Annotated in this window: 18 protein-coding genes; 11 read left to right on the top strand and 7 right to left on the bottom strand. The window is 60.4% G+C overall.

The features are described 5' to 3' along the window. Nucleotides 1-304: 304 nt before the first annotated feature. Complete coding sequence (locus tag ACNA0I_RS06620) at nucleotides 305-916, bottom strand: glutathione S-transferase family protein (protein WP_415805266.1); 612 nt, start codon at nucleotides 914-916, stop codon at nucleotides 305-307. A gap of 211 nt (nucleotides 917-1127) precedes the next feature. On the opposite strand from ACNA0I_RS06620, the gene ACNA0I_RS06615 reads away from it, so the two are divergent. Further along, complete coding sequence (locus ACNA0I_RS06615; RefSeq protein ID WP_415805286.1) at nucleotides 1128-2267, top strand: PQQ-dependent sugar dehydrogenase; 1140 nt, start codon at nucleotides 1128-1130, stop codon at nucleotides 2265-2267. A 119-nt stretch (nucleotides 2268-2386) separates the two neighbouring features. Here ACNA0I_RS06615 and ACNA0I_RS06610 read toward each other — a convergent pair whose 3' ends face one another. Both ACNA0I_RS06610 and rocF read right to left on the bottom strand, forming a co-directional pair. Continuing rightward, complete coding sequence (locus ACNA0I_RS06610; protein ID WP_415805265.1) at nucleotides 2387-2758, bottom strand: DUF423 domain-containing protein; 372 nt, start codon at nucleotides 2756-2758, stop codon at nucleotides 2387-2389. A gap of 135 nt (nucleotides 2759-2893) precedes the next feature. After that, complete coding sequence (gene rocF, locus ACNA0I_RS06605; RefSeq protein ID WP_415805285.1) at nucleotides 2894-3844, bottom strand: arginase; 951 nt, start codon at nucleotides 3842-3844, stop codon at nucleotides 2894-2896. Between the two features lie 264 nt (nucleotides 3845-4108). Here rocF and asd point away from each other — a divergent pair, with 264 nt between their 5' ends. After that, the gene (gene asd, locus ACNA0I_RS06600; RefSeq protein WP_415805264.1) at nucleotides 4109-4972 is read left to right on the top strand and encodes an archaetidylserine decarboxylase; all 864 of its coding nucleotides are present in this window, start codon (nucleotides 4109-4111) and stop codon (nucleotides 4970-4972) included. A gap of 114 nt (nucleotides 4973-5086) precedes the next feature. On the opposite strand, the gene ACNA0I_RS06595 is transcribed toward asd, so the two are convergent. Both ACNA0I_RS06595 and ACNA0I_RS06590 read right to left on the bottom strand, forming a co-directional pair. Next, nucleotides 5087-5896 carry a MetQ/NlpA family ABC transporter substrate-binding protein gene (locus ACNA0I_RS06595; protein ID WP_415805263.1) on the bottom strand — a complete coding sequence of 270 codons (810 nt, stop codon included), beginning with the start codon at nucleotides 5894-5896 and terminating at the stop codon, nucleotides 5087-5089. 298 nt (nucleotides 5897-6194) lie between these two features. After that, nucleotides 6195-7085, bottom strand: coding sequence for an NAD(P)-dependent oxidoreductase (locus ACNA0I_RS06590; RefSeq protein WP_415805262.1), 891 nt, complete (start codon nucleotides 7083-7085; stop codon nucleotides 6195-6197). Between the two features lie 228 nt (nucleotides 7086-7313). Between ACNA0I_RS06590 and ACNA0I_RS06585 the strand changes: the two genes are divergently transcribed. Beyond that, nucleotides 7314-8042: a TerC family protein gene (locus ACNA0I_RS06585; RefSeq protein WP_415805261.1), complete on the top strand. Its 729-nt coding sequence runs from the start codon at nucleotides 7314-7316 to the stop codon at nucleotides 8040-8042. Between the two features lie 65 nt (nucleotides 8043-8107). Here ACNA0I_RS06585 and ACNA0I_RS06580 read toward each other — a convergent pair whose 3' ends face one another. Further along, nucleotides 8108-9451, bottom strand: a complete 1344-nt coding sequence (locus tag ACNA0I_RS06580; RefSeq protein ID WP_415805260.1) for an MmgE/PrpD family protein — start codon at nucleotides 9449-9451, stop codon at nucleotides 8108-8110. Between the two features lie 212 nt (nucleotides 9452-9663). Between ACNA0I_RS06580 and ACNA0I_RS06575 the strand changes: the two genes are divergently transcribed. From ACNA0I_RS06575 to ACNA0I_RS06560, 4 genes are all read left to right on the top strand, one after another. Then, nucleotides 9664-10824: an acyl-CoA dehydrogenase family protein gene (locus ACNA0I_RS06575; RefSeq protein WP_415805259.1), complete on the top strand. Its 1161-nt coding sequence runs from the start codon at nucleotides 9664-9666 to the stop codon at nucleotides 10822-10824. Nucleotides 10825-10850: 26 nt separating this feature from the next. Next, entirely contained in the window at nucleotides 10851-11822 is a 972-nt protein-coding gene (locus tag ACNA0I_RS06570) for a Bug family tripartite tricarboxylate transporter substrate binding protein (RefSeq protein ID WP_415805258.1), read from the top strand. 5 nt (nucleotides 11823-11827) lie between these two features. After that, nucleotides 11828-13909: an acetate--CoA ligase family protein gene (locus ACNA0I_RS06565; RefSeq protein WP_415805257.1), complete on the top strand. Its 2082-nt coding sequence runs from the start codon at nucleotides 11828-11830 to the stop codon at nucleotides 13907-13909. 105 nt (nucleotides 13910-14014) lie between these two features. Then, nucleotides 14015-14899 carry an alpha/beta fold hydrolase gene (locus ACNA0I_RS06560; protein WP_415805256.1) on the top strand — a complete coding sequence of 295 codons (885 nt, stop codon included), beginning with the start codon at nucleotides 14015-14017 and terminating at the stop codon, nucleotides 14897-14899. Here the strand turns inward: ACNA0I_RS06560 and gcvA are convergent. Further along, a complete protein-coding gene (gene gcvA, locus ACNA0I_RS06555; RefSeq protein ID WP_415805255.1) occupies nucleotides 14891-15832 on the bottom strand; it encodes a transcriptional regulator GcvA in 942 nt (313 codons plus the stop codon). The genes ACNA0I_RS06560 and gcvA overlap by 9 nt on opposite strands. A 202-nt stretch (nucleotides 15833-16034) precedes the next feature. Here gcvA and ssuE point away from each other — a divergent pair, with 202 nt between their 5' ends. From ssuE to ssuC, 4 genes are all read left to right on the top strand, one after another. Continuing rightward, the gene (ssuE, locus tag ACNA0I_RS06550) at nucleotides 16035-16619 is read left to right on the top strand and encodes an NADPH-dependent FMN reductase (protein ID WP_415805254.1); all 585 of its coding nucleotides are present in this window, start codon (nucleotides 16035-16037) and stop codon (nucleotides 16617-16619) included. Nucleotides 16620-16773: 154 nt separating this feature from the next. Further along, nucleotides 16774-17691 carry a sulfonate ABC transporter substrate-binding protein gene (locus ACNA0I_RS06545; RefSeq protein ID WP_415805284.1) on the top strand — a complete coding sequence of 306 codons (918 nt, stop codon included), beginning with the start codon at nucleotides 16774-16776 and terminating at the stop codon, nucleotides 17689-17691. A gap of 28 nt (nucleotides 17692-17719) precedes the next feature. Continuing rightward, nucleotides 17720-18907 carry an FMNH2-dependent alkanesulfonate monooxygenase gene (gene ssuD, locus ACNA0I_RS06540; RefSeq protein WP_415805253.1) on the top strand — a complete coding sequence of 396 codons (1188 nt, stop codon included), beginning with the start codon at nucleotides 17720-17722 and terminating at the stop codon, nucleotides 18905-18907. Further along, nucleotides 18904-19695, top strand: coding sequence for an aliphatic sulfonate ABC transporter permease SsuC (gene ssuC / locus ACNA0I_RS06535; protein ID WP_415805252.1), 792 nt, complete (start codon nucleotides 18904-18906; stop codon nucleotides 19693-19695). The genes ssuD and ssuC overlap by 4 nt, the downstream gene beginning before the upstream one ends. Nucleotide 19696: the final 1 nt, after the last annotated feature.

Here is a 19696-nt window from a genome sequence, read left to right as displayed (position 1 = left end):
GGGCAAACTCGCTCCGCTACGCTGCGCTCAAACATGCCCAGCCGACTACCCCCCGCCTGACGCGATCTCCTCGGCGGCCTCAGCGGGCCGGCACGCCATTCGGGCACGCGGCAGGCACTTAGAGTAATGGCAATGCGGCAGGTCGCTTCTCTCGAACATGGCCAGGCGACTACCCTGTCTGACGCGATCTCCTCGGCGGCCTCAGCGGGCCGGCACGCCATTCGGGCNCGCGGCAGGCACTTACAGTAATGGCAATACGGCAGGTCGCTTCGCTCAAACTGCCCAGCGACGATCGCGTCTTCGTTTACAGACCTTCGGCTTTTAGCGCGGCTTGTACGCCTTTGTCGGCGTCCATGCGGCTCGAGAATTCTGTCAGGTTGTTCAGACCTGACAGGTCGATGTTTTTGGCTTTGGCCCAGCGCAGGACGACGTATAGGTAGGGGTCGGCGATGGTGGGGGCCTTGCCTGCCAGGTAGGGCTTGTCTGCGAGTTGGGTGTTCAGGATGGTGAACAGGTTACGCAGGATGGCAGCGGCGGAGGTGCTGAGCTCTTTTTGTGCGGCTTCGCTGGCGACGAAGCGCTGCGGGCCGAAGACCAGCGAGAAGGTGCGGTGCAGGTCGGAGTTGATGAATCCGAGCCAGCGGCGGGCTTCTGCGCGGGATTGGGCGGTGCCGTCGCCCAGCAGGTTGAGCTGCGGGGCTTGTTCGGCCAGGTATTCCAGGATGGAGGCATTCTGGGTCAGCGTGTAGCCGCCGTCGGTGAGGACGGGGACGGCGCCCATGGGGTTGATGCTCAGGAATTCGGGTTGTTTCAATGCGTCGCGCGCGATGGCTTGGGTCTCGTAGGGCTTGCCGATCCATTCGAGGACGATGTGGGCAGCCAGCGAGCAGGCGCCGGGCATGTAGTACAGTTTCATGGCGTGCTGTTCTCCTTTAGAACGATAGGGCATATTCAAATTGCCATTCGTGCTTGGTATGGTACGCCAGTCTGACATCCTCCCTCCAGTTGATTCATCGAGAGATCCTATGCCGGATTCGTACTCCCGTTTCGCCCCCAAAACTGCCATGCGTGCTGCTGGGTTGCGGCGCGCAAAGCCCGCTACGCTGGCTGCTGCCTGGTTGGCCGCAATGTCCTGGGCGAGTGTGCCCGCTGTGTCGCAGGCGCAAGCACAGACTCAGGTATCCATCGAAGCCCCAGCTTTTACCGAGAGCAAGGCTCAGGTGACGACTGTGGCCGAGGGCCTGGAGCATCCGTGGGGGCTGGCGTTTTTGCCTGACGGCGGCATGCTGGTGACTGAGCGCGCCGGCCGGTTGCGTGTTGTGACTGCGCAGGGGGAGTTGTCCGAGCCCTTGCAGGGAATTCCCAAGGTGTATGCGTCGGGGCAGGGTGGTCTGCTGGATGTGGTGCTGTCGCCCGATTTTGGCAATGATCGTTTGGTGTATTTGTCCTATGCCGAAGCGGGCGAGGATGGCAAGGCGGGTACGGCTGTCGGGCGTGGCCGTCTGGCCAAGGATGCGCGCGGCCTGGAGGATTTTCAGGTTATTTTCCGGCAACAGCCGAAGCTTTCTACAGGGCAGCATTTCGGCGGCCGCTTGGTGTTTGACCGCGACGGGCTTTTGTTTATCGCTCTGGGCGAGAACAATCAGCGTCCCACGGCGCAAGATCTCGACAAGCTGCAGGGCAAGATCGTGCGGATTGCGGCCGACGGCTCGATTCCCGAGGACAATCCGTTTGTGGGCCGCGCCAATGTGCGCCCCGAGATCTGGACGTATGGAATGCGCAATCCGCAGGGGATGGCGCTGAACCCCTGGACCGGCGAGTTGTGGGAACACGAGCATGGCCCGCGGGGCGGTGATGAGATCAATATCATCAAGCCCGGTCAAAACTACGGCTGGCCCTTGGCGACGTATGGGATTAATTATTCGGGATTCGCGATTCCCGAAGCCAAGGGCAAAACGCTAGACGGCGGACAGGGGCCGCTGTATTGGTGGAAGAAATCACCCGCGATCAGCGGCATGGCGTTCTATACGGCGGATCGTTTCCCCGCGTGGAAGAATTCGCTGTTCATCGGTGCATTGGGGGCGCAGGCACTGATCCGCCTGCAGTTCAAAGACGGAAAAATCGTCAGCGAGGAACGCCTGCTGCAGGATCTGAGCGCTCGCATTCGTGATGTGCGGCAGGGGCCGGATGGCTACCTGTATGTGTTGACGGATGCAGGCGATGGCAAGCTATTGCGGGTGGCGCCGGCGGCCGGTGTCCGGCCCTAGTTGCAGGGCTGACAGTTTCTGCACTAGTTGCGGGAGTGCTGTCTGCACCGTGTCCCACACTACATCGAGGTTGATGTCGAAGTCGCCGGCGGGGGCAATGCCGCCCATTGTTTCAACGGCTACGAACGCCACGCTGCCCACGCTACCAAGGCCCACGCGGCCAGGAAGGCTACGCCGCCTATGGGCGTAATGGGGCCCAGCCAGCGGGCACCGGTGAGCGCCAGCAGATATAGGCTGCCACTGAATAGGACGATGCCGGCGAACATGATGATGCCTGCTGTTGAAAACAGGCTGGAGCCATAATGGGCGCCTAGCAAGGCGACCACGAACAGGCCTAGTGCATGGATCAGGTGATACAGGACTCCGGTCTGCCAGACGGCCAGCAGGTCGGCACTGATCATTTGTTTGAGGCCATGTGCGCCAAATGCACCTGCGCCGACGGCGGCGATCATGTTCAGGGCGGCCAGGATGATGAGTTGGCGTTCGGTCATGGGTATGTCCTTTGGATCAAGCGAAGAAGCAATAGACCTGCATTATCCACGGGGATGCGCCGCTCAAGCTGGTAGTTGCGCCACCATCTTTGCATGGCGGCAGGCTGGCGTTATTTGCGGGGCGACGCGGAGGCATTATCCACGCGAATGTGCTGGGCGCCGGATCAGCGTGGATTTGCCAAACAGGCTCTGTACCAGCTCGGTTGCCAGCATCGCGGTTTTGTTGCGTATGTCCAGCGCGGGGTTGAGCTCGACAATGTCCAGCGATCCCAGGCACCCAGTGTCGGCAATCATCTCCATGCACAGTTGCGCTTCGCGATAGGTGGGTCCGCCGGGAATGCTGGTGGCGACAGCAGGCGCGATTTCGGGATCCAGAAAATCTACGTCGAAGCTGACATGCAAATGGGTGTGGGGCGTGAGGTCGGCCAAGGCGGCTTCCATGACTGACCGCATGCCGATTTCGTCGATGGTGCGCATGTCATAGACTTCGATGCCGGCCTCGGCGATCAGGTTTTTCTCTCCCTCGTCTACGCTGCGTATGCCGATTTGGCGGATCCATTCTGGGTGCAGCGCAGGAGTCTGGCCGGCGAGTGTCGTTAATGGCTCTGGACCTTGGCCGCACAGGCACGCCACGGGCATGCCATGTAGATTGCCCGAGGGAGTCAGCGCTTGGGTGTTGAAGTCGGTATGCGCGTCCAGCCACAACACGCGCAGCGGTTTGCCTGCGTGGTGGCAGTGCCGGGCGACCGCACTGATAGAGCCCATGCCGAGGCAGTGATCGCCGCCTAACGTGATGGGCAATCGACTGCGTTGCAGTTCGGCATATACCGCGTCATGCAGGGTTTGATTCCACGCGATGACTTCAGTCAGGTGGCGGTAGCCATTGTCCGGCGGCAGCATGGGATTTGCAGGGCCAATCAGATTGCCGGCGTCTTCCACGTCGTATCCCAATGCCTGTAAAGCAGGACCAAGCCCCGCGACACGCAGTGCCTCTGGCCCCATGGAGGCGCCGCGTGAGCCTGCGCCGACGTCGGTGGGCACGCCGATCAATGTCAGTGCACGGACGGCAGGGGGCGGATTGGATATCAGCACAGAGCGAGCCTCGTAGTGTGGGGGCAACGAACGACATGATGTTGCGATCTACACCCTATGCAGAATGACGGGATTCCCCTGCAGCATTCGCATAGCGCGTCAGCAGTTGCCACGATTGCGTTGACGTTTATTATCTGCTGAAGTCAAAGCAGGGGAAACCAATCGATCCTCATCACTGGCGCTACACGTCTATAACAAGTAACATCCGTAGCCCGAAGCCGCCTCTACGGCCGCACCACGTTGTTTTCACCGGATTCCATGCACTTCAAAGACCAGATCTTCCTCGCTAGCCAATACGCTGCGCCGCACCATTTGGTGTCGCGTCTGATGGGGTTGGCCTCCGATTGCCGCACGCCTGCGGTCAAAAACTGGATGATCTCGCGTTTCGTGCGTCGCTATGGGGTGGATATGACCGAGGCGCTGATCGAGGATCCGCTGGCCTACGACACGTTCAATCAGTTCTTTACGCGCGCGTTAAAGCCCGACGCCCGCCCGTTGGACGCCGAGCCGCACAGCATTCTGTGTCCGGCCGATGGGGCGATCAGTCAGTTGGGGCGTATTGAGCATGGCCGTATTTTTCAGGCCAAGGGACATTCCTATAGTCTGACCGCGTTACTGGGCGACGATTCGGCCCGCGCGGCGGAATTCATGGGTGGCGATTTCGCGACTGTGTATCTGTCGCCGCGCGATTATCATCGCGTGCATATGCCGTGCGATGGCACCTTGCGCGAGATGGTGCATGTGCCGGGGCGTTTGTTCTCGGTCAATCCATTGACTGCCGGCCATGTGCCGGAGTTGTTTGCTCGCAATGAGCGTGTGGTCTGTTTGTTCGACACGGAATATGGCCCGATGGCCCTGGTGCTGGTGGGCGCGATGATTGTCGCGTCGATCGAAACCGTCTGGGCCGGATTGGTGACGCCCCATAAACGCAAAGTGCGCACAGTGCGCTATGGCGAGTCGGCTCGTGCGCCGATTCAATTGGCGAAAGGGGCGGAGATGGGCCGTTTCCTGCTGGGTTCTACCGTGATCGTGCTGTTCGGCCCCAATCGCGTGCGTTGGACGGATACGCCGTCGGTACGCGGGCCGGTGCGTATGGGCGAACTGTTGGCGCTGCCTGCGTAGCCGGCTGCGCATGCGGCTGCATGGTCCCCTGAGGCCGAGCCCATTGAACTGATCGTTGACGCGACGAGGCGCGCAGAGCCGGGCTGACATGGCTCTGCACGCATCCGTGATTGGCTACCACGGAAAATCAATCAAATCGCCATACAACTGGCGCAGCTTGGCTTTTACCTCGGGCGATTGCTGATAGATCTTGATGAACTGCAGCAGTCGCGGATCTTGGGCATGCTCAGGCGTGGTCACCCAGCGAATGGCATAGCGGCGCACGTTGTCTGCATCAGTATTGTCGAATGCCAAGCCGTCTTTTTCGTCGATACCGGCATGCTTGGCAAACGTGGTGTAGGTGACCGAGGCGGTCACGTCATCAAACGTGCGTGCGGATTGCGAGCCCTCGACTTGAATCAAGTCCAATTGCTTGGGGTTCGCGACGATATCCTGCAACGAGGCTTGGTGATCCGTACCGGGACGCAAGCTGATCAGGCCCATCGATTGCAATAGCAGCAGCGCCCGGCCCGTGTTGACCGGGTCATTCGGGATGGCGATCTTTGCGCCTTGAGGAATAGGGTCGCCGCGCTTTAGTTTCTTTGAAAACAGGCCGATCGTGGTCGAATACCCATAGGCGATCGGCGTCAGTTTTGTGCCGCGGCTCTGGTTGAACAATTGCAGGAACGGCGCGTGCTGAAAGAAATTGGCGTCCAGCGCGCCCTCGGCAACGCCGGTATTCGGCATGACCCAATCGCTGAATTCGACCAATTTGACCTGCAGGCCTTGTCGCGCTGCCTCGGCAATCGCGATCTCTGTTGCCTGGTTTGCGACGCTGGGAATCACACCGATGCGCAGCGGCCTGTCTTGAGCCGCCTGCGCGGCGTTACCCAGCAGCAATACGCTAAAGAGGCTGGCCAACGATAATTTCACAAAGCGATTCATGGCGCTCGATCCATTGAGGACAACAATCGGAAGATCGCCATTGTGCCGCAGGCGAGCCTGTCGTTACCGGATGCCCCTGCCGGCAGTTGGGGTTCCGGCCGGCGCAAGCCGGGTTTTCGCTTGCCGCAACGACAGACCGCCTTGCGAGGCGATCAAGGACGCGGTGGGCAGGCTGCGGCTCTGGTTGATGACCATCTCGTCGTTCAGCCCTTTAAAGATGCCGTAACACACGAACATCATCACAATGGACTAGGGCAGGGCCGCGATGATGGCCGCGGATTGCAGATCGTTTTGCGGTTTACGGCTTATCCTCCGCAAGCAGCGCCACCAGATGAGGCAGCGTGGTCTGCGGCGGCGTGTTTTGTGCACCCTGTTTGAATAGCTGCTCGATCGCGTCGGCGGCGCCATGGGCAGCGCCGGCTTCGCCGGCCATGGTGGTGTAATAACCCAGGTCCTTGTGTGCGTTGGACAAGGAAAACCGCAGGCCCGAATCGTCGCCGGATTCGATAAACGGGCGCAGGCGTTCCAACGCTACGCCACCGCCGCCGCCTTTGGCGAGGATATCCACCAATACGGGGGCCTCGATGCCGGCGCGTTGGGCGCAGGCAGCCGCCTCGGCGATGACCGCGGCGCACCCGAGCGAGACATAGTTATGGATCAGTTTCATGCGGTGGCCGGATCCGGTCGGGCCGACATAGCTGATGTTCTCGGCATAGCAACGCAGCAGCGGCAGGCAGCGGTCGAACAGGGCTCTGTCACCCCCTACGAGCAGATTCAGGCGGCCCTCGGCTGCCTCTTTGGGCGTGCGCGTCATGGGGGCGTCCAGAAACAGGCCGCCGGCTTCGTTGACTGCCTGAGCAATGCGCACCGTCGAGGAGGGAATGGCCGTCGAGCAATCGATCACGATGGTGCCAGGCCGCAATCCCTGCAGCAGGCCATCGGGACTGAACAAGACGTCTTCGATCTGCGGCGTGCCAGTGACGCACAGGATGACGACATTGGACTGCCGGGCGACCTGCGCCGGGCTGGCGACTTTGGCCGCACCTGCGGCCAGGAGTCCGTCAACCGGCTGGTTGCCGGGGTGATCCAACAGGACCAAGGGGTAGCCATGTTTGACGATATTGCTGGCAATGCCGTGGCCCATGAGGCCGACGCCGATCATGCCTACAGTGTCTTTCCCGGTATTCATCAACGATTTCACTTAACAAAAAGCCCTGATGCTTTTGCCGAGGACGGCCAGACGGCAAAAATGGTGACAGAACGGTAGTGTGTTCCGAACAGGGTAAATGACGGAATACCGATCATACAAGTTACGAAAATTTAAGTTTTTTGTAAGAAATGCGGTCAGGTTATGTTCAGGTTGCTGTAAGAAATGCTAAAACAACGCTTTGACGATTCATACCAACACGGAGATTGCATGCTCGAGTTTTTGCAGACCCTTAGCTGGGCCGCAGTGTTTCAGATCATTCTTATCGACATCCTCCTGGGTGGCGACAATGCCGTGGTTATCGCACTGGCCTGCCGCAACCTGCCGCCGAAACAGCGCATGCAGGGTATTTTGTGGGGCACCGCCGGGGCTATCGGCCTGCGGGTAGTGCTGATCGCGTTTGCGTTGACCCTGTTGACGATTCCTTACCTGAAGATCATCGGCGCGCTGCTGCTGTTGTGGGTGGGTGTCAAACTGTTGATCCCCGAGGAAGACGCCCATGGCAATATCAAGGGTGGCGTCTCGGTGTGGGCCGCAGTCAAGACCATCATCGTGGCTGACTTCGTGATGAGCCTGGACAACGTGATCGCGATTGCAGGCGCGGCCCAAATGGCTGATCCGGCGCATCAGATCGGTCTGGTGATCTTTGGCCTGGTGGTGAGCGTACCCATCATCATCTGGGGCAGCACGCTGGTGCTGAAGCTGATCGACCGTTATCCGCTGGTCGTCACGTTCGGCGCGGCCTTGCTGGGCTGGATCGCGGGTGGCATGCTGGTGACGGACGTGGTTGTGGTCGAGCAGTTCGGCGAAGTCTCCGGCACGGTCAAGGTCGCGGCAGAAGTCATCGGTGCGTTGCTGGTGGTGGGCCTGGGCCGCATGTTCGCGGCTCGTAAAAAAGCCAATAGCGCGGCGCCGCAAGTCAGCAGCCAAGAGAGCTGATCACATCATCTAGTGTGTTAGCCACTGTGGGAGGCCAGCTGCAAAGCTGAGCCTCCCACAGTCATTTAGCGCAGCGCTGCCTCGAGGTCGAGCCGAGCGGCCTGTTCCAGCGACCACAGCTTGCGCAATAGCTCGCTGGCACGTTCCTGTCCGAGGACGGGCGCCACCAATTCATTGAACTTGCCGCTCAGATCCGCATCGCTCAGCGGCAGTTCCGGATCGCCTTTACGGTGAGGCTGCAGATAGGCGTCCTGCGTACCGTTGGTCAGGCGCATATCGACCCGCGCGGCACGCTGGCCCGGAAACAGGCCATCGAGCGTGGGCTCCACATGCAGGCGGATTCGCGACATCAGCTGGCGCAGGGCAGGGTCTTTCAGACGTGCATCGTCAAAGGCCGCCAGCCGCACGCTGCCATACAGCACGGCAGAGGCAACAACAAAGGGAATGCTGAAACGCGCCTCGGCCGCGGTTTGAGGGGCGGGGTTACCGGCTACGTCCAATGCCGGGGCATAGGTGTGCACGTCGATCTGCTCAATGTCATCCGGCGCGGCCCGAAGCCGGTCTTTCAAGACTAACGCGGCGTCGATGGGCGAGAACGTATGGCCGCAACACGCATGATTCTTAAAGGTCATGCGCGTGATATTGAAGGTCTCGCCCAGCGTTGCCAGGAAAGGCTGCCAGTCCGGGCCGTTGCTCATGGCGTGCCCCAGGCCTGCGGCCCCGTCGAGCACGTCCAGCGAGCCAGTGACCCCGGCACGCGCCATCTGAGCGGCAGCCAGGCCGCCTTCGGCAGCACGGCCTGAATGCAGCGGCTTGGACATGGAGTCCATTCGGAACGCCTGTTGCAGTCCGCTGGCAAAGGTGGCGGCGGTGGCCAGCGCGTGGGTGAACTGCCGGGATTCCAGGCCATACAGGCTGCTGGCCGCAGCCGCGGCGCCAAAGGTCCCGACTGTTCCCGTGTTGTGCCAGAACTTGTAGTGAGTCCGTCCCAGTGCTGCGCCAATGCGTGTGGAAACCTCGTAACCCACGACCACGGCACGGAGAAAATCGCGGCCGCTGGCGCCCATCTCCTGCGCCGCGGCCAGCGCGGCGGCAATGGTCGGTGCGCCAGGGTGGTAGATCGCGTCTTTGAAAATGTCGTCGACTTCGGCGGTATGCGCTGCGGTGCCGTTGATGAGCGCCGCGGCGCGAGAGGTGGCGGACTGGCCTAGCGCGAGGCGGGACGGTCCCCGTCCGATGTCTTCTGCGTACGCTTGTTCCAACAGGGTCGCGGGCGGGAGCACCGCACCGGGCAGCAGAGAGGCGTACCAATCCACGACCGCGCGTTTGGCGTGGTGCAAAACATCCTCGGTCAGGTTCTCGTTGCGCAGGCTGGCGCCAAAGGCGGCAAAGATTTCTAGTGCAGTCATTGCTTTCCTGAGTGTGCGGCAGTAGACGATATGGTCTATCCAGCGGCGCGATTTCACCACTGTTTATTTTGCGCGTTGTCATGCGCTTTGATCATATCAACGCCACCTTTGCAATGACTTTTTGTCATGGCAATGGGCGCAATACGAAGTTTTCTCGACGGGCCAGGCCGGCGATGATTCATCCATCGACACATCCACCGCAGGAGTAAGAGATGGATTTTGAATTAAACGAGGAACATCGGGCTTTTGCCGACTCGGTACGGCGTTTTGCCCAGGATCGCCTGGCCGCAGGCGCGCTGGAGCGCGCGCATTCGCCGGAATACCCGTGGGAAACCGCTCAGATGTTGGCAGAGCAGGGGTTGCTGGGCATCGCGTTCCCGGAGGAGGATGGTGGCCAGGGCGGCTCGCTGATGCATGCGGTATTGGCGATCCAGGAGGTCGCGCTGGTCTGCCCCAAGAGCGCCGACATCGTACAGGCCGGCAATTTCGGCCCCATCCGGACCTTTGTTGAATACGCCACCCCCGAGCAGAAAGAACGGTTTCTTCCCGACCTGTTAGGGGGGCGCAAACTGATTTCGCTGGGAATGACCGAGCCGGACGCGGGCTCGGCCGTGACGGAGTTGAAGACTTCCGCGCGTCAGGATGGCGACGATTACCTGATCAACGGCAGCAAGATTTTCTCTACGCACAGTCCGGAAGCCGAATTGTTCCTGGTCTATGTGCGCTTTGGCCCCGGCCTCGATGGCATTGGCTCGGTGCTGGTCGAACGTGGCACGCCGGGTTTTACGGTGGGTAAACCGGCCTCGTTCATGAACGGTGAACAGTGGTCGCAGCTGTACTTTGAGGACGCGCGTATCCCGGCCAGGAACGTGCTCCTGGGGCCTGGCGGGTTCAAGAAACAGATCTCGGGTTTCAACGTGGAACGCTTGGGTAACGCTTCTCGATCTCTGGCGCTAGGCCGTCACGCGTTCAATATCGCGCGCGAGCACGCGCTCACACGCAAACAGTTTGGCCGCGAACTGTGTGAATTCCAGGGATTGCAATGGAAATTCGCGGACATGTGGATGCGTTTGGAACAGGCGCAATTGCTCTTGTATCGCGCGGCCTTGGAGGGCGAGCACGGGTTGCCGTCTGCACAAAGCACTGCCATGGCCAAACTGGCCTGCAACGAAGCGGGCTGGTTCGCGGCCAACGAGGCATTGCAGGTCATGGGCGGGATGGGCTTTAGCCAGGAGGCCTTGGTCGAGTACTGCGTACGCCGCATTCGCGGCTGGATGATCGCAGGGGGCTCTATCGAGATGCTCAAAAACCGCATCGCGGAAGGCGTGTTCGGGAAATCGTTCTCCCAGCGTCCGCCCAAGCCCAAAGCCTGAACATCAAAAGAGTGGAAGGAGACAGTATGCGTAGTTTGATTTGCGCCACCTTGGCGACTGTAGGCATGATGAGCTGGGCTGGCACCGTACGTGCCGAAGACGATGTCTATCCCAATCGAGCGGTGAAAATCGTGGTTGGATTCCAACCTGGCGGCCCGACCGACGTGGTGGCTCGCTTGGTGGCAAAGGCCTTGCAGGATGAACTCAAGGGCGCTTTTGTCGTAGAGAACAGACCCGGCGCCACGAGCAATATTGCATCGGAGTCGGTAGCCTCGGCCAAGCCGGATGGTTATACATTACTGTTCGCGGCCTCACCCCTGGTCATGAACAAGTTCACCTACCCGATGCAAAAATTCGATCCCGTCGAGAGTTTCGAACCCATTTCAAAGATATCCTCCGCGCCGGGTGTGCTGGCCGCGACCAACAAGCTGTCGGTCAAGGACTACAAAGCGTTCGAAGCACTGGCAAAGCAAGAGCCAGGCAAGCTCAACTACGGTTCGACGGGCGCCGGTGGCACGCAGCACATGGCGATGCTGAAATTGCAGGCATTGACCGGGATCGAGATGGCCCATATTCCATACGGTGGCGGCGCTGGCGCCATGAACGACTTGATCGCGGGGAACATCGACGTCGCGTTCATGACGGCCACGGGCGCAATGCCGGCACTGGTGGCTGGCACTGTGCATCCGTTGGCAATCGCCGGCCCGAAGCGTCTGCCGGAATTGCCTGATGTGCCGACCTTCGCCGAACTCGGTATTCCTGAAATGAAATCTGATTCTTGGAATGCACTATTGGCGCCTGCCGGGACACCCAAACCCATCGTGAACAAGCTTGCCGCCGTCCTCGAAAAAGCGGTAAAGACCAAGGCGTTCTCTGACGTCTTGGGGCCGCAAGGTGCGATGCTGATTGGCAATAGCCCTGAGGAGTTCAAGGCCGAATTGATCGCCGAGGACGCATACTGGAACGAACAATTCAAAAACGTAAAGCTGGACAAGTAAAGGCTATGTCATCGATCAATACCCCTGCATCCTCCGTCTGTCAGGCATTGCTGTATCCCAAGAGCATTGCACTCGTTGGTGCTTCCGACGACGTCAAAAAGACGGGCGGGCGTCCGCTGCAGTTTCTGCGCCGATCCGGCTTTCAAGGCAATATCTATCCGATCAATCCAAAGCGTGCCGAGGTGCAGGGGGAAAAAGCGTGGCCTAGCCTGGCTGCGCTGCCAGAGGTGCCCGAGCATGTCTTTATTTTGTCTCCCACCGATACGGTAGTACCGGCCGTGCAGGAGTGCGCGGACCTGGGCGTCAAGCTCGTTACTATCCTGGCGGCTGGATTTTCAGAGTCGGGGCCCGACGGTGTCGAGCGTGAGGCCGCGCTGCGCGAGATCAGCCAAAAGAGCGGCTTGCGCATTCTGGGGCCCAGCAGCCTGGGTGTCGTCAATCCCGGTAACGGCCTGGTCCTGACGGCGAACGCAGCGTTTGCCGAACCCGACGTGCCGCGTGGCAATGTCTTTGTGGCATCGCATAGCGGCAGCATGATCGGCGCTCTGGTGTCTCGCGGAAAGGCGCGTGGCGTGGGCTTTGCGGGCTTGGTATCGGTAGGCAGCGAGGTCGATCTCAGCGTCGGTGAAATCTGCATGGCGACGTTGGACGATCCCGCCATCCAGGGGTATGTGCTGTTTCTGGAAAGCTTGCGTCATGGCCATGCCATCCAGGCGTTTACTCGCGAGGCGGCAAAACGCGGCAAGCCCGTGGTCGCGTACAAGCTCGGCCGGTCGAGCGCTGCGGCGGAAATGGCGGCGACGCATACCGGCGCTCTGGCCGGCGAAGACGATATCGCGGATGCCTTCCTGAAGGACCTGGGCGTGGTTCGCGTGGAAATGCTGGAGACGCTGTTCGAGGTGTTTCCCTTGGCCCGGAAATTACCTTTGGTGGGCAAGCAGGCCAAGCGCGTCGGGGTAGTGACGACAACCGGCGGCGGCGCCGCCATGGTGGTCGATCAGCTCGGTGTGCGCAACGTGATCGTAGAGCCTGCGTCCGCAGCGACGGTCGCGCAGCTGCAGGCTGCCGGCATGCCCGGCAGCGCGGGGCGAGTCGTGGATCTCACCTTGGCCGGGACCAAATACGAGGTCATGAAAAAGGCCTTGGACATCATGCTGGAGGCGCCGGAGTTTGACATGGTGGTCGCCGTCGTGGGGTCGTCGGCGCGTTTTCAGCCCGACCTGGCCGTCAAGCCTATCATCGATAGCGCGGACCATGAGAAACCTTTGCTCGCCATGCTGGTGCCCGATGCGCCCAACGCATTGGCGCAGCTCACGACGGCCCGGATTCCGTGTTTTCGCTCGCCCGAGGCCTGCGCCGATGCCATTGCTTCGGTGCTTGCACGCCGTTCGCCAGGACCGTTCGCGACGGTCAAACTCGATCACGAGCAGCCCGCCTCGGCGATCAGCGAGGCCGATGCCTATGAGTTGCTGGATAAACTGAATGTGCCGCATGCGCCGGCAGCGACTTATCCTTTGGGCAACCCGCCCGACCGTTTGCCATTTGATTATCCTGTCGTAGCCAAGGTCTGCTCCGCGCACATCCCGCATAAAACCGAAGTGGGCGGCGTGGTGCTGGGCATCAAGAATGCCGAGGAACTGGCGAGCGCCTTTGCCACCTTGCAGCAGAATCTGCGCGAGAAGGCTCCCGGCGTCGACTGCCGGGACGTGCTGGTGCAGCCGATGCGCAAGGGACTGACCGAAGTGCTCGTCGGTTATCGCGTGGACGTGGATGCCGGCCCCATCATCATGCTGGCCGCTGGCGGTATCTGGGCAGAGGTCATGCGCGATCGCAGCATTCGTCTGGCCCCGGTCTCCGTGCAAACGGCCAAGGAAATGATCGAAGAGGTCAAGATGTTGAAAACGGTCTCTGGCCTGCGCGGCAAGGAAAAGGGGGATTTGGACGCGTTGGCCGTCGCGATTTCGAACCTGTCCAAACTCGCGGTCACGCCCGATCTGCCTGTGCGCGAGGCGGAGGTCAATCCGCTGATGGTGATGCCCGAAGGCAAAGGCGTGATGGCCGTGGATGCGTTGATTATGCGCGCGTGATGGAGGCCGTTGCCCGGCGCGCAGCGTTACTGTGCGCGCCTTTTTCGATCCCGAAAGGGGCGAGTTGCCTAGACAAACGATGAACCGAGGTCAACAAGATCGGTAATGCAGGAATTTTCTTCAGCTGATATCGCAGCGGCCGACGCTGCGTTGGATCGTCTGGACGCCAGCGCCATCCGTCATGCGTTCGATGTGCAGGGGTGTCGAATGGTGTGGCGGGAATGGGGCAGGGGGCCTGCCTTGGTCCTGATTCATGGCGGACACGGCTCGTGGATGCATTGGGCCAAGAACATCGACGTCTTGGCGCGGCATTTCCGCGTGCTGATCCCGGACATGCCGGGCTTTGGCGATTCCGAGGATTTTGAGATGCCGCCGTACGACCCGGATAGGGTCGAACGCCTGTTGGACACCTTGAAGCAAGGCATGGCCCGATTGGTCGGGACGGCGCCCCTGTACCTGACGGGGTTTTCATTTGGAGGCGCCATCGCGGGCGCGTTGGCGCCTCGTCTGCCGGGCTTGCAGCGCCTGGCTCTATTGGGTAGCGCTGGCCACGGTGGGCCTCGTCGAGACAGGGGCCCCTTGGCAGACTGGAGGGCCGTTACGGGAAAGGAGCGGGAGGAGGCGTATGCGCAAAACCTGCAAGCGTTCATGCTGTCGTCCCGGCATGCCGTGAGCGCCCTGGCGCTGCAGATTCACGCACGCTCTTGCGAAAAGACCCGCTTTCGCAGCAAGTCCATTTCGCGCAGATCGTCGTTGCAGGATGTGCTGGCGGATTTCGACAAACCGATACTCATGGCCTGGGGTGAGGACGATGTCACCGCGGTACCCGCCGACGTCGGCCACATGCTGGCGCAGGGGCATCCATCGAGAGAGTGGCACGTCATCGCCGACTCGGGCCATTGGGTGCAGTTTGAACAGGCCGATGACATCAACGCACTGTTGATACGCTGGTTCACGCCGCCAGCGGCGGTGAGCGGACGTTTATCCTAGGCTTGGGGGGTCTTTCGGGCCGTTGGCCAAGGCTTCGCGCTCGCGTGCAGCGGTCTCGAGCAGCCAATCGCGAAACACGGACACGCGGCGCGAGAAGCGTTGTTCCTGCGGGCGTAGCAGGTAATACGACATCGAGCGCTGCAGCGGCCGGCGAAAAGGTCGCACCAGCAGCCCTTTGTTGAATTCTGTCTGCAACAAGGCACTTTGGCCTATCGCGATGCCCAAACCATCCAGCGCAGCCTGCCAGGTCAGGATCGATGTGCTGAACCCCATCCGCTCTGAGTTCGCGGCCGCTGCAGACAGCCCGTTGGCTTGCAGCCAGTCGGTCCAGTCGGTCTTGCGGTATTTGGAGACCAGAAGGCGTCCCTTGACCAAGTCTTCCAGCTTTCCATGCCGGGACATATTCTTTTCCAAGTACTCGGGCGAGCATACCGGCTCTATTTCATCGGTAAAGAGAACGTCTTCCTTGACCCTGGGCCAGCCTCCGAGGCCGAACTGGATCGCCACGTCCGCGGCGTCACGATCGAAGTCCACCTCGGATACGCCGTTGCTCACGATCACTTCGATGTTGGGATGGCGGGCGTGAAAATCCTCTAACCGCGGGATCAGCCACTTTGCCGTAAATGTCGTGTACGTCCTGACCCGTAGCACCCGATGCGACATGTTTTGCAGCAGGCCATCCGTGGCGGCGGCGATTTCCGCGAAGGCGGGTGCGACACGCTTGGCGTAGGCTGCCCCGGCCCGCGTGAGCGTCACGCCTCGATGCTCGCGGCGGAACAGTTCTACACCGAGATAACTCTCCAGCGTCGCCAGTTGCCGGCTGACCGCCGATTGCGAGACGTGCAGCTCTTGCGCCGCCAGGGTGAGGTTTTGCAACCGGGCAACGACTTCGAAAACCCGTAGCGGGTTCAGAGGAGGAATACGCAATGACACAGCGGGAATTCGTGAGAGCAATCGGGCCGGGAAAAATGACGTTCAAGTATACCTTTGCGCCTTGTGCTCGGCCCGGATCGGGGCGGGCAGCCTGTATGGACAACGCATAACGACATATCGACTAAGTATTTTCCAGATTGACATGACGAGGCCAGAATGACCGCATTCCTGGTTATATACAGACGGAGCGGTAGTCCCCATCATGACGATTCTGACGTTGGCCGGCAGTCCCTCACAGAACTCGCGTTCATCGGCCTTGTTACGTTACGCCGCAGAGCGATTGGCAGCGCGCGGTTTGGCCAGCGATGAGCTAGGGCTGCGCGATCTGCCTGCCGTTGATTTGATCGAGGGCAACTACAGCGGATCGGCCGCCAGTGCTTTGCGCAAACGCGTCAATGCCGCGCAAGCATTATTGATCTCCACACCGGTCTATAAGGCCTCGTTTGCCGGCGGACTGAAAGCGATCCTGGATCTGCTGGATGAAAAGGCGCTGGCAGACAAAATCGTGCTGCCGATAGCCACCGGAGGCAGCACCGCGCATCTGCTGGCGTTGGAATACAGCTTGAAACCCGTGCTGTCGGCCTTGGGTGCACGCCATATTCTGGCTGGCGTTTATGCGACAGACCGGCAGGTGACGGTGCAACAGGGATACGTCGCGATCGATGATGACGTGCGCGAACGGCTGGATACCGCAGTCGATCGCTTGGCCAAGCACGTATCGACGGCGCCGTTATCGCAGGGTTATGACCTCGGTTATCTGGCATTGAACGCCAGGTTCAGTGTTTGAGAGAGGGCGGGGGCTTGTGATGCAGCCAGCGCCCGAATGCCTCACGCAATAACGATCTGCACAACGACTGATACATAGGAGCATCTCCATGCGCAGGATGCATTTGCCTTTCCTGAGTTGGTTTCGTTTCTCCCGGCTTGCCGTCGCGAGTGTGATGGCATTGAGCGCCGCCATGCTGGCCTGCGCGACGGCATCGGCGCAGGATGCAAAGACCTTGCGTATTGGTTTTCAGAAATATGGCACCCTGACCATTCTGAAGGCGCTGGGCTCGCTCGATAAAAAGCTGGGTGAACAGGGCATAGCCGTGAAATGGGTGGAGTTTCCCGCAGGGCCGCAATTGCTCGAGGGCCTGAATGTCGGCTCCATTGATTTTGGCACTGTGGGCGAGGCGCCTCCGATTTTTGCGCAGGCGGCGCAAGCACCGTTGATCTACGTCGGCAACGAGCCGGCGGCTCCGACGAGCGAGGCCATTCTCGTGCAGAAGGACTCGCCGATCCGATCGGTGGCTGATCTCAAAGGCAAGAAAGTCGCCTTGAACAAGGGTTCCAATGTGCACTATCTGCTCGTCAAGCAATTGGAAAAAGCCGGAGTGCCATACCAGGACGTCAACGTCACGTACCTGACGCCGGCCGATGCCCGGGCCGCGTTCGAGCGCGGTGCGGTCGATGCCTGGGTCATCTGGGATCCATTCCAGGCCGCAGCGGAGAAACAGTTGGGCGCACGTGTATTGGCCGATGGAACTGGCGTAGTCAACAACTATCAATTCTTTCTCGCGTCCCGCGATTACTTGGATAAGCATCCCGACGTGGTTAAAACCGTGCTGGAGGAAATCCGCAAAGGCGATTTGTGGGCCAAGGATCACCCCAAGGAATCAGTCGATCTCTTGCAGCCGGTATTGGGCCTGGAACGGCCGGTGGTAGAGCTCGCGGCGCAACGCCTGGCCTACGGTGTAACGCCAGTGACGCGCGAGGTTTTGCAGCATCAACAGCAGATCGCCGACGCGTTCTACGCGCTGAAGCTGATTCCTCGCAAGCTGGACGTGCAGCAGGCCGCGCCAGCCGAGCTACGTTAACTCATAGATCTATGAAGGCCATTTGCTGATGAACGTTTTCTGGTTTATCCCTACCCATGGCGATTCTCGTTACTTGGGCACTACGCAAGGCGCACGCGCGGCGAGTCATGACTATTTCCGCCAGATCGCCGTAGCGGCCGATACGCTGGGCTATGACGGGGTCTTGTTGCCGACAGGCAGGTCTTGCGAAGATGCATGGGTGGTGGCGTCGAGCTTGATCGATGCAACGCGCCGGCTGAAATTCCTGGTGGCGATACGGCCTGGTGTCAGTTCACCGCAGTTTGCCGCACGCATGGCGACAACTTTTGATCGCATGTCGGGTGGCCGTCTGTTGGTCAATGTGGTTACTGGCGGCGACCCCTCGGAACTGGAGGGCGATGGTGTGTTCGTCAGTCATGACGAGCGTTATGCCGTGACGTCGGATTTTCTGAAAATTTGGCGCGGCATTCTTGAGGCCAGTCATCACGGTCAGGCGTATGACTACACTGGCGATCATTTGGTCTCAAAGGGCGGCAAAGTCATTTACCCGCCTGTGCAACAGCCATATCCGCCGCTGTATTTCGGCGGCTCGTCAGAGGCCGCACACGAGTTGGCGGCCGAGCAGCTCGATGTCTATCTGACCTGGGGAGAGCCGCCCCAGGCGGTGGCTGCCAAGATCGAAGACATGCGCCGTCGCGCTGCCCGGCATGGCCGCACGCTGAAGTTCGGCATTCGTCTGCATGTGATCGTGCGTGAAACGGATGAAGAGGCGTGGGCCGCTGCAGATGCCTTGATCCAGCATTTGGACCAGGACACGGTAGCTGCCGCGCAGGCCGCGTTTCAACGCATGGATTCCGAAGGGCAGCGCCGCATGGCGGCACTGCATGGCGGGCAATTGCACGACGAAAAAGGCGGCCGCTCGCATCTTGAAATCTCGCCCAATCTCTGGGCAGGCGTGGGACTGGTGCGCGGCGGTGCGGGAACCGCATTGGTAGGCAGTCCGGAAACGGTAGCCGCCCGCATGCGCGAATATGCCGAACTGGGCATCGAGACCTTTATCCTGTCCGGCTATCCCCACCTGGAGGAATCGTATCGGTTTGCGGAGCTGGTGTTTCCCCTGTTGCCAAGTAAGGCAGTGGCACAACCCTCACGCGGGCTGCTGAGCGGGCCGTTTGGCGAAGTGATGGCGACAGAGATTGTGCCGGGGCGCGGCAACAAACAGACGGTGCCTGCATGAGTTCGTCGTCGTTCCTGTCCTCGTCAGCATGGCGTCGCCGTGCGCTGCCATGGCTGGTGCCACTGTTGATTCTGATTGTGTGGCAGGGGTCTGCACAATTGGGGTGGCTGTCCTCACGGGTATTGCCCGCGCCATGGTCGGTGGCTAAAGCAGGATGGGAATTGGCCGTCTCGGGCGAGTTGTGGGAACACCTGCGCATCAGCGCGCTGCGCGCGCTGTGGGGGTTGTTGCTCGGGGGCGGACTGGGATTGGCCTTGGGACTGTTGAACGGCGCCTCGCGTGTAGCCGAGACCTTGCTGGATACAACGCTGCAGATGATCCGCAATATACCGGTGCTGGCCTTGATTCCACTGGTGATTCTGTGGTTCGGTATCGATGAGGCGGCGAAGCTCTCCCTGCTGTCACTGGGCGTGTTCTTTCCCGTGTACCTGAATACCTTTCATGGCATCCGTTCGGTGGATCCGGCGTTGATCGAGATGGGACGTTCTTATGGGCTGTCCGGATGGGCACTGTATCGCGACGTAATACTGCCGGGGGCTTTACCGTCCATCCTGGTAGGACTGCGTTTCGCTTTGGGGCTGGTGTGGGTAATCCTGATCGTGACGGAAACAATCTCTGCGCAGTCGGGGATCGGCTATATGACGATGAATGCGCGAGAGTTCCTGCAGACTGACGTCGTGCTGCTGGGTATCTTGCTGTATGCGCTGTTGGGCAAGGTGGCGGACTGGTGTGCGCGGGGCCTGGAAACGCGATTGTTGCGTTGGAACCCGGCTTATCGGCCGACCTGAG

This window comes from Bordetella muralis (genome assembly GCF_965139205.1).
GTDB classification, from domain to species: domain Bacteria; phylum Pseudomonadota; class Gammaproteobacteria; order Burkholderiales; family Burkholderiaceae_B; genus Bordetella_A; species Bordetella_A muralis.
The sequence above is the reverse complement of the archived record's forward strand: the minus strand, read 5'-3'. Positions and strand labels throughout refer to the sequence as shown.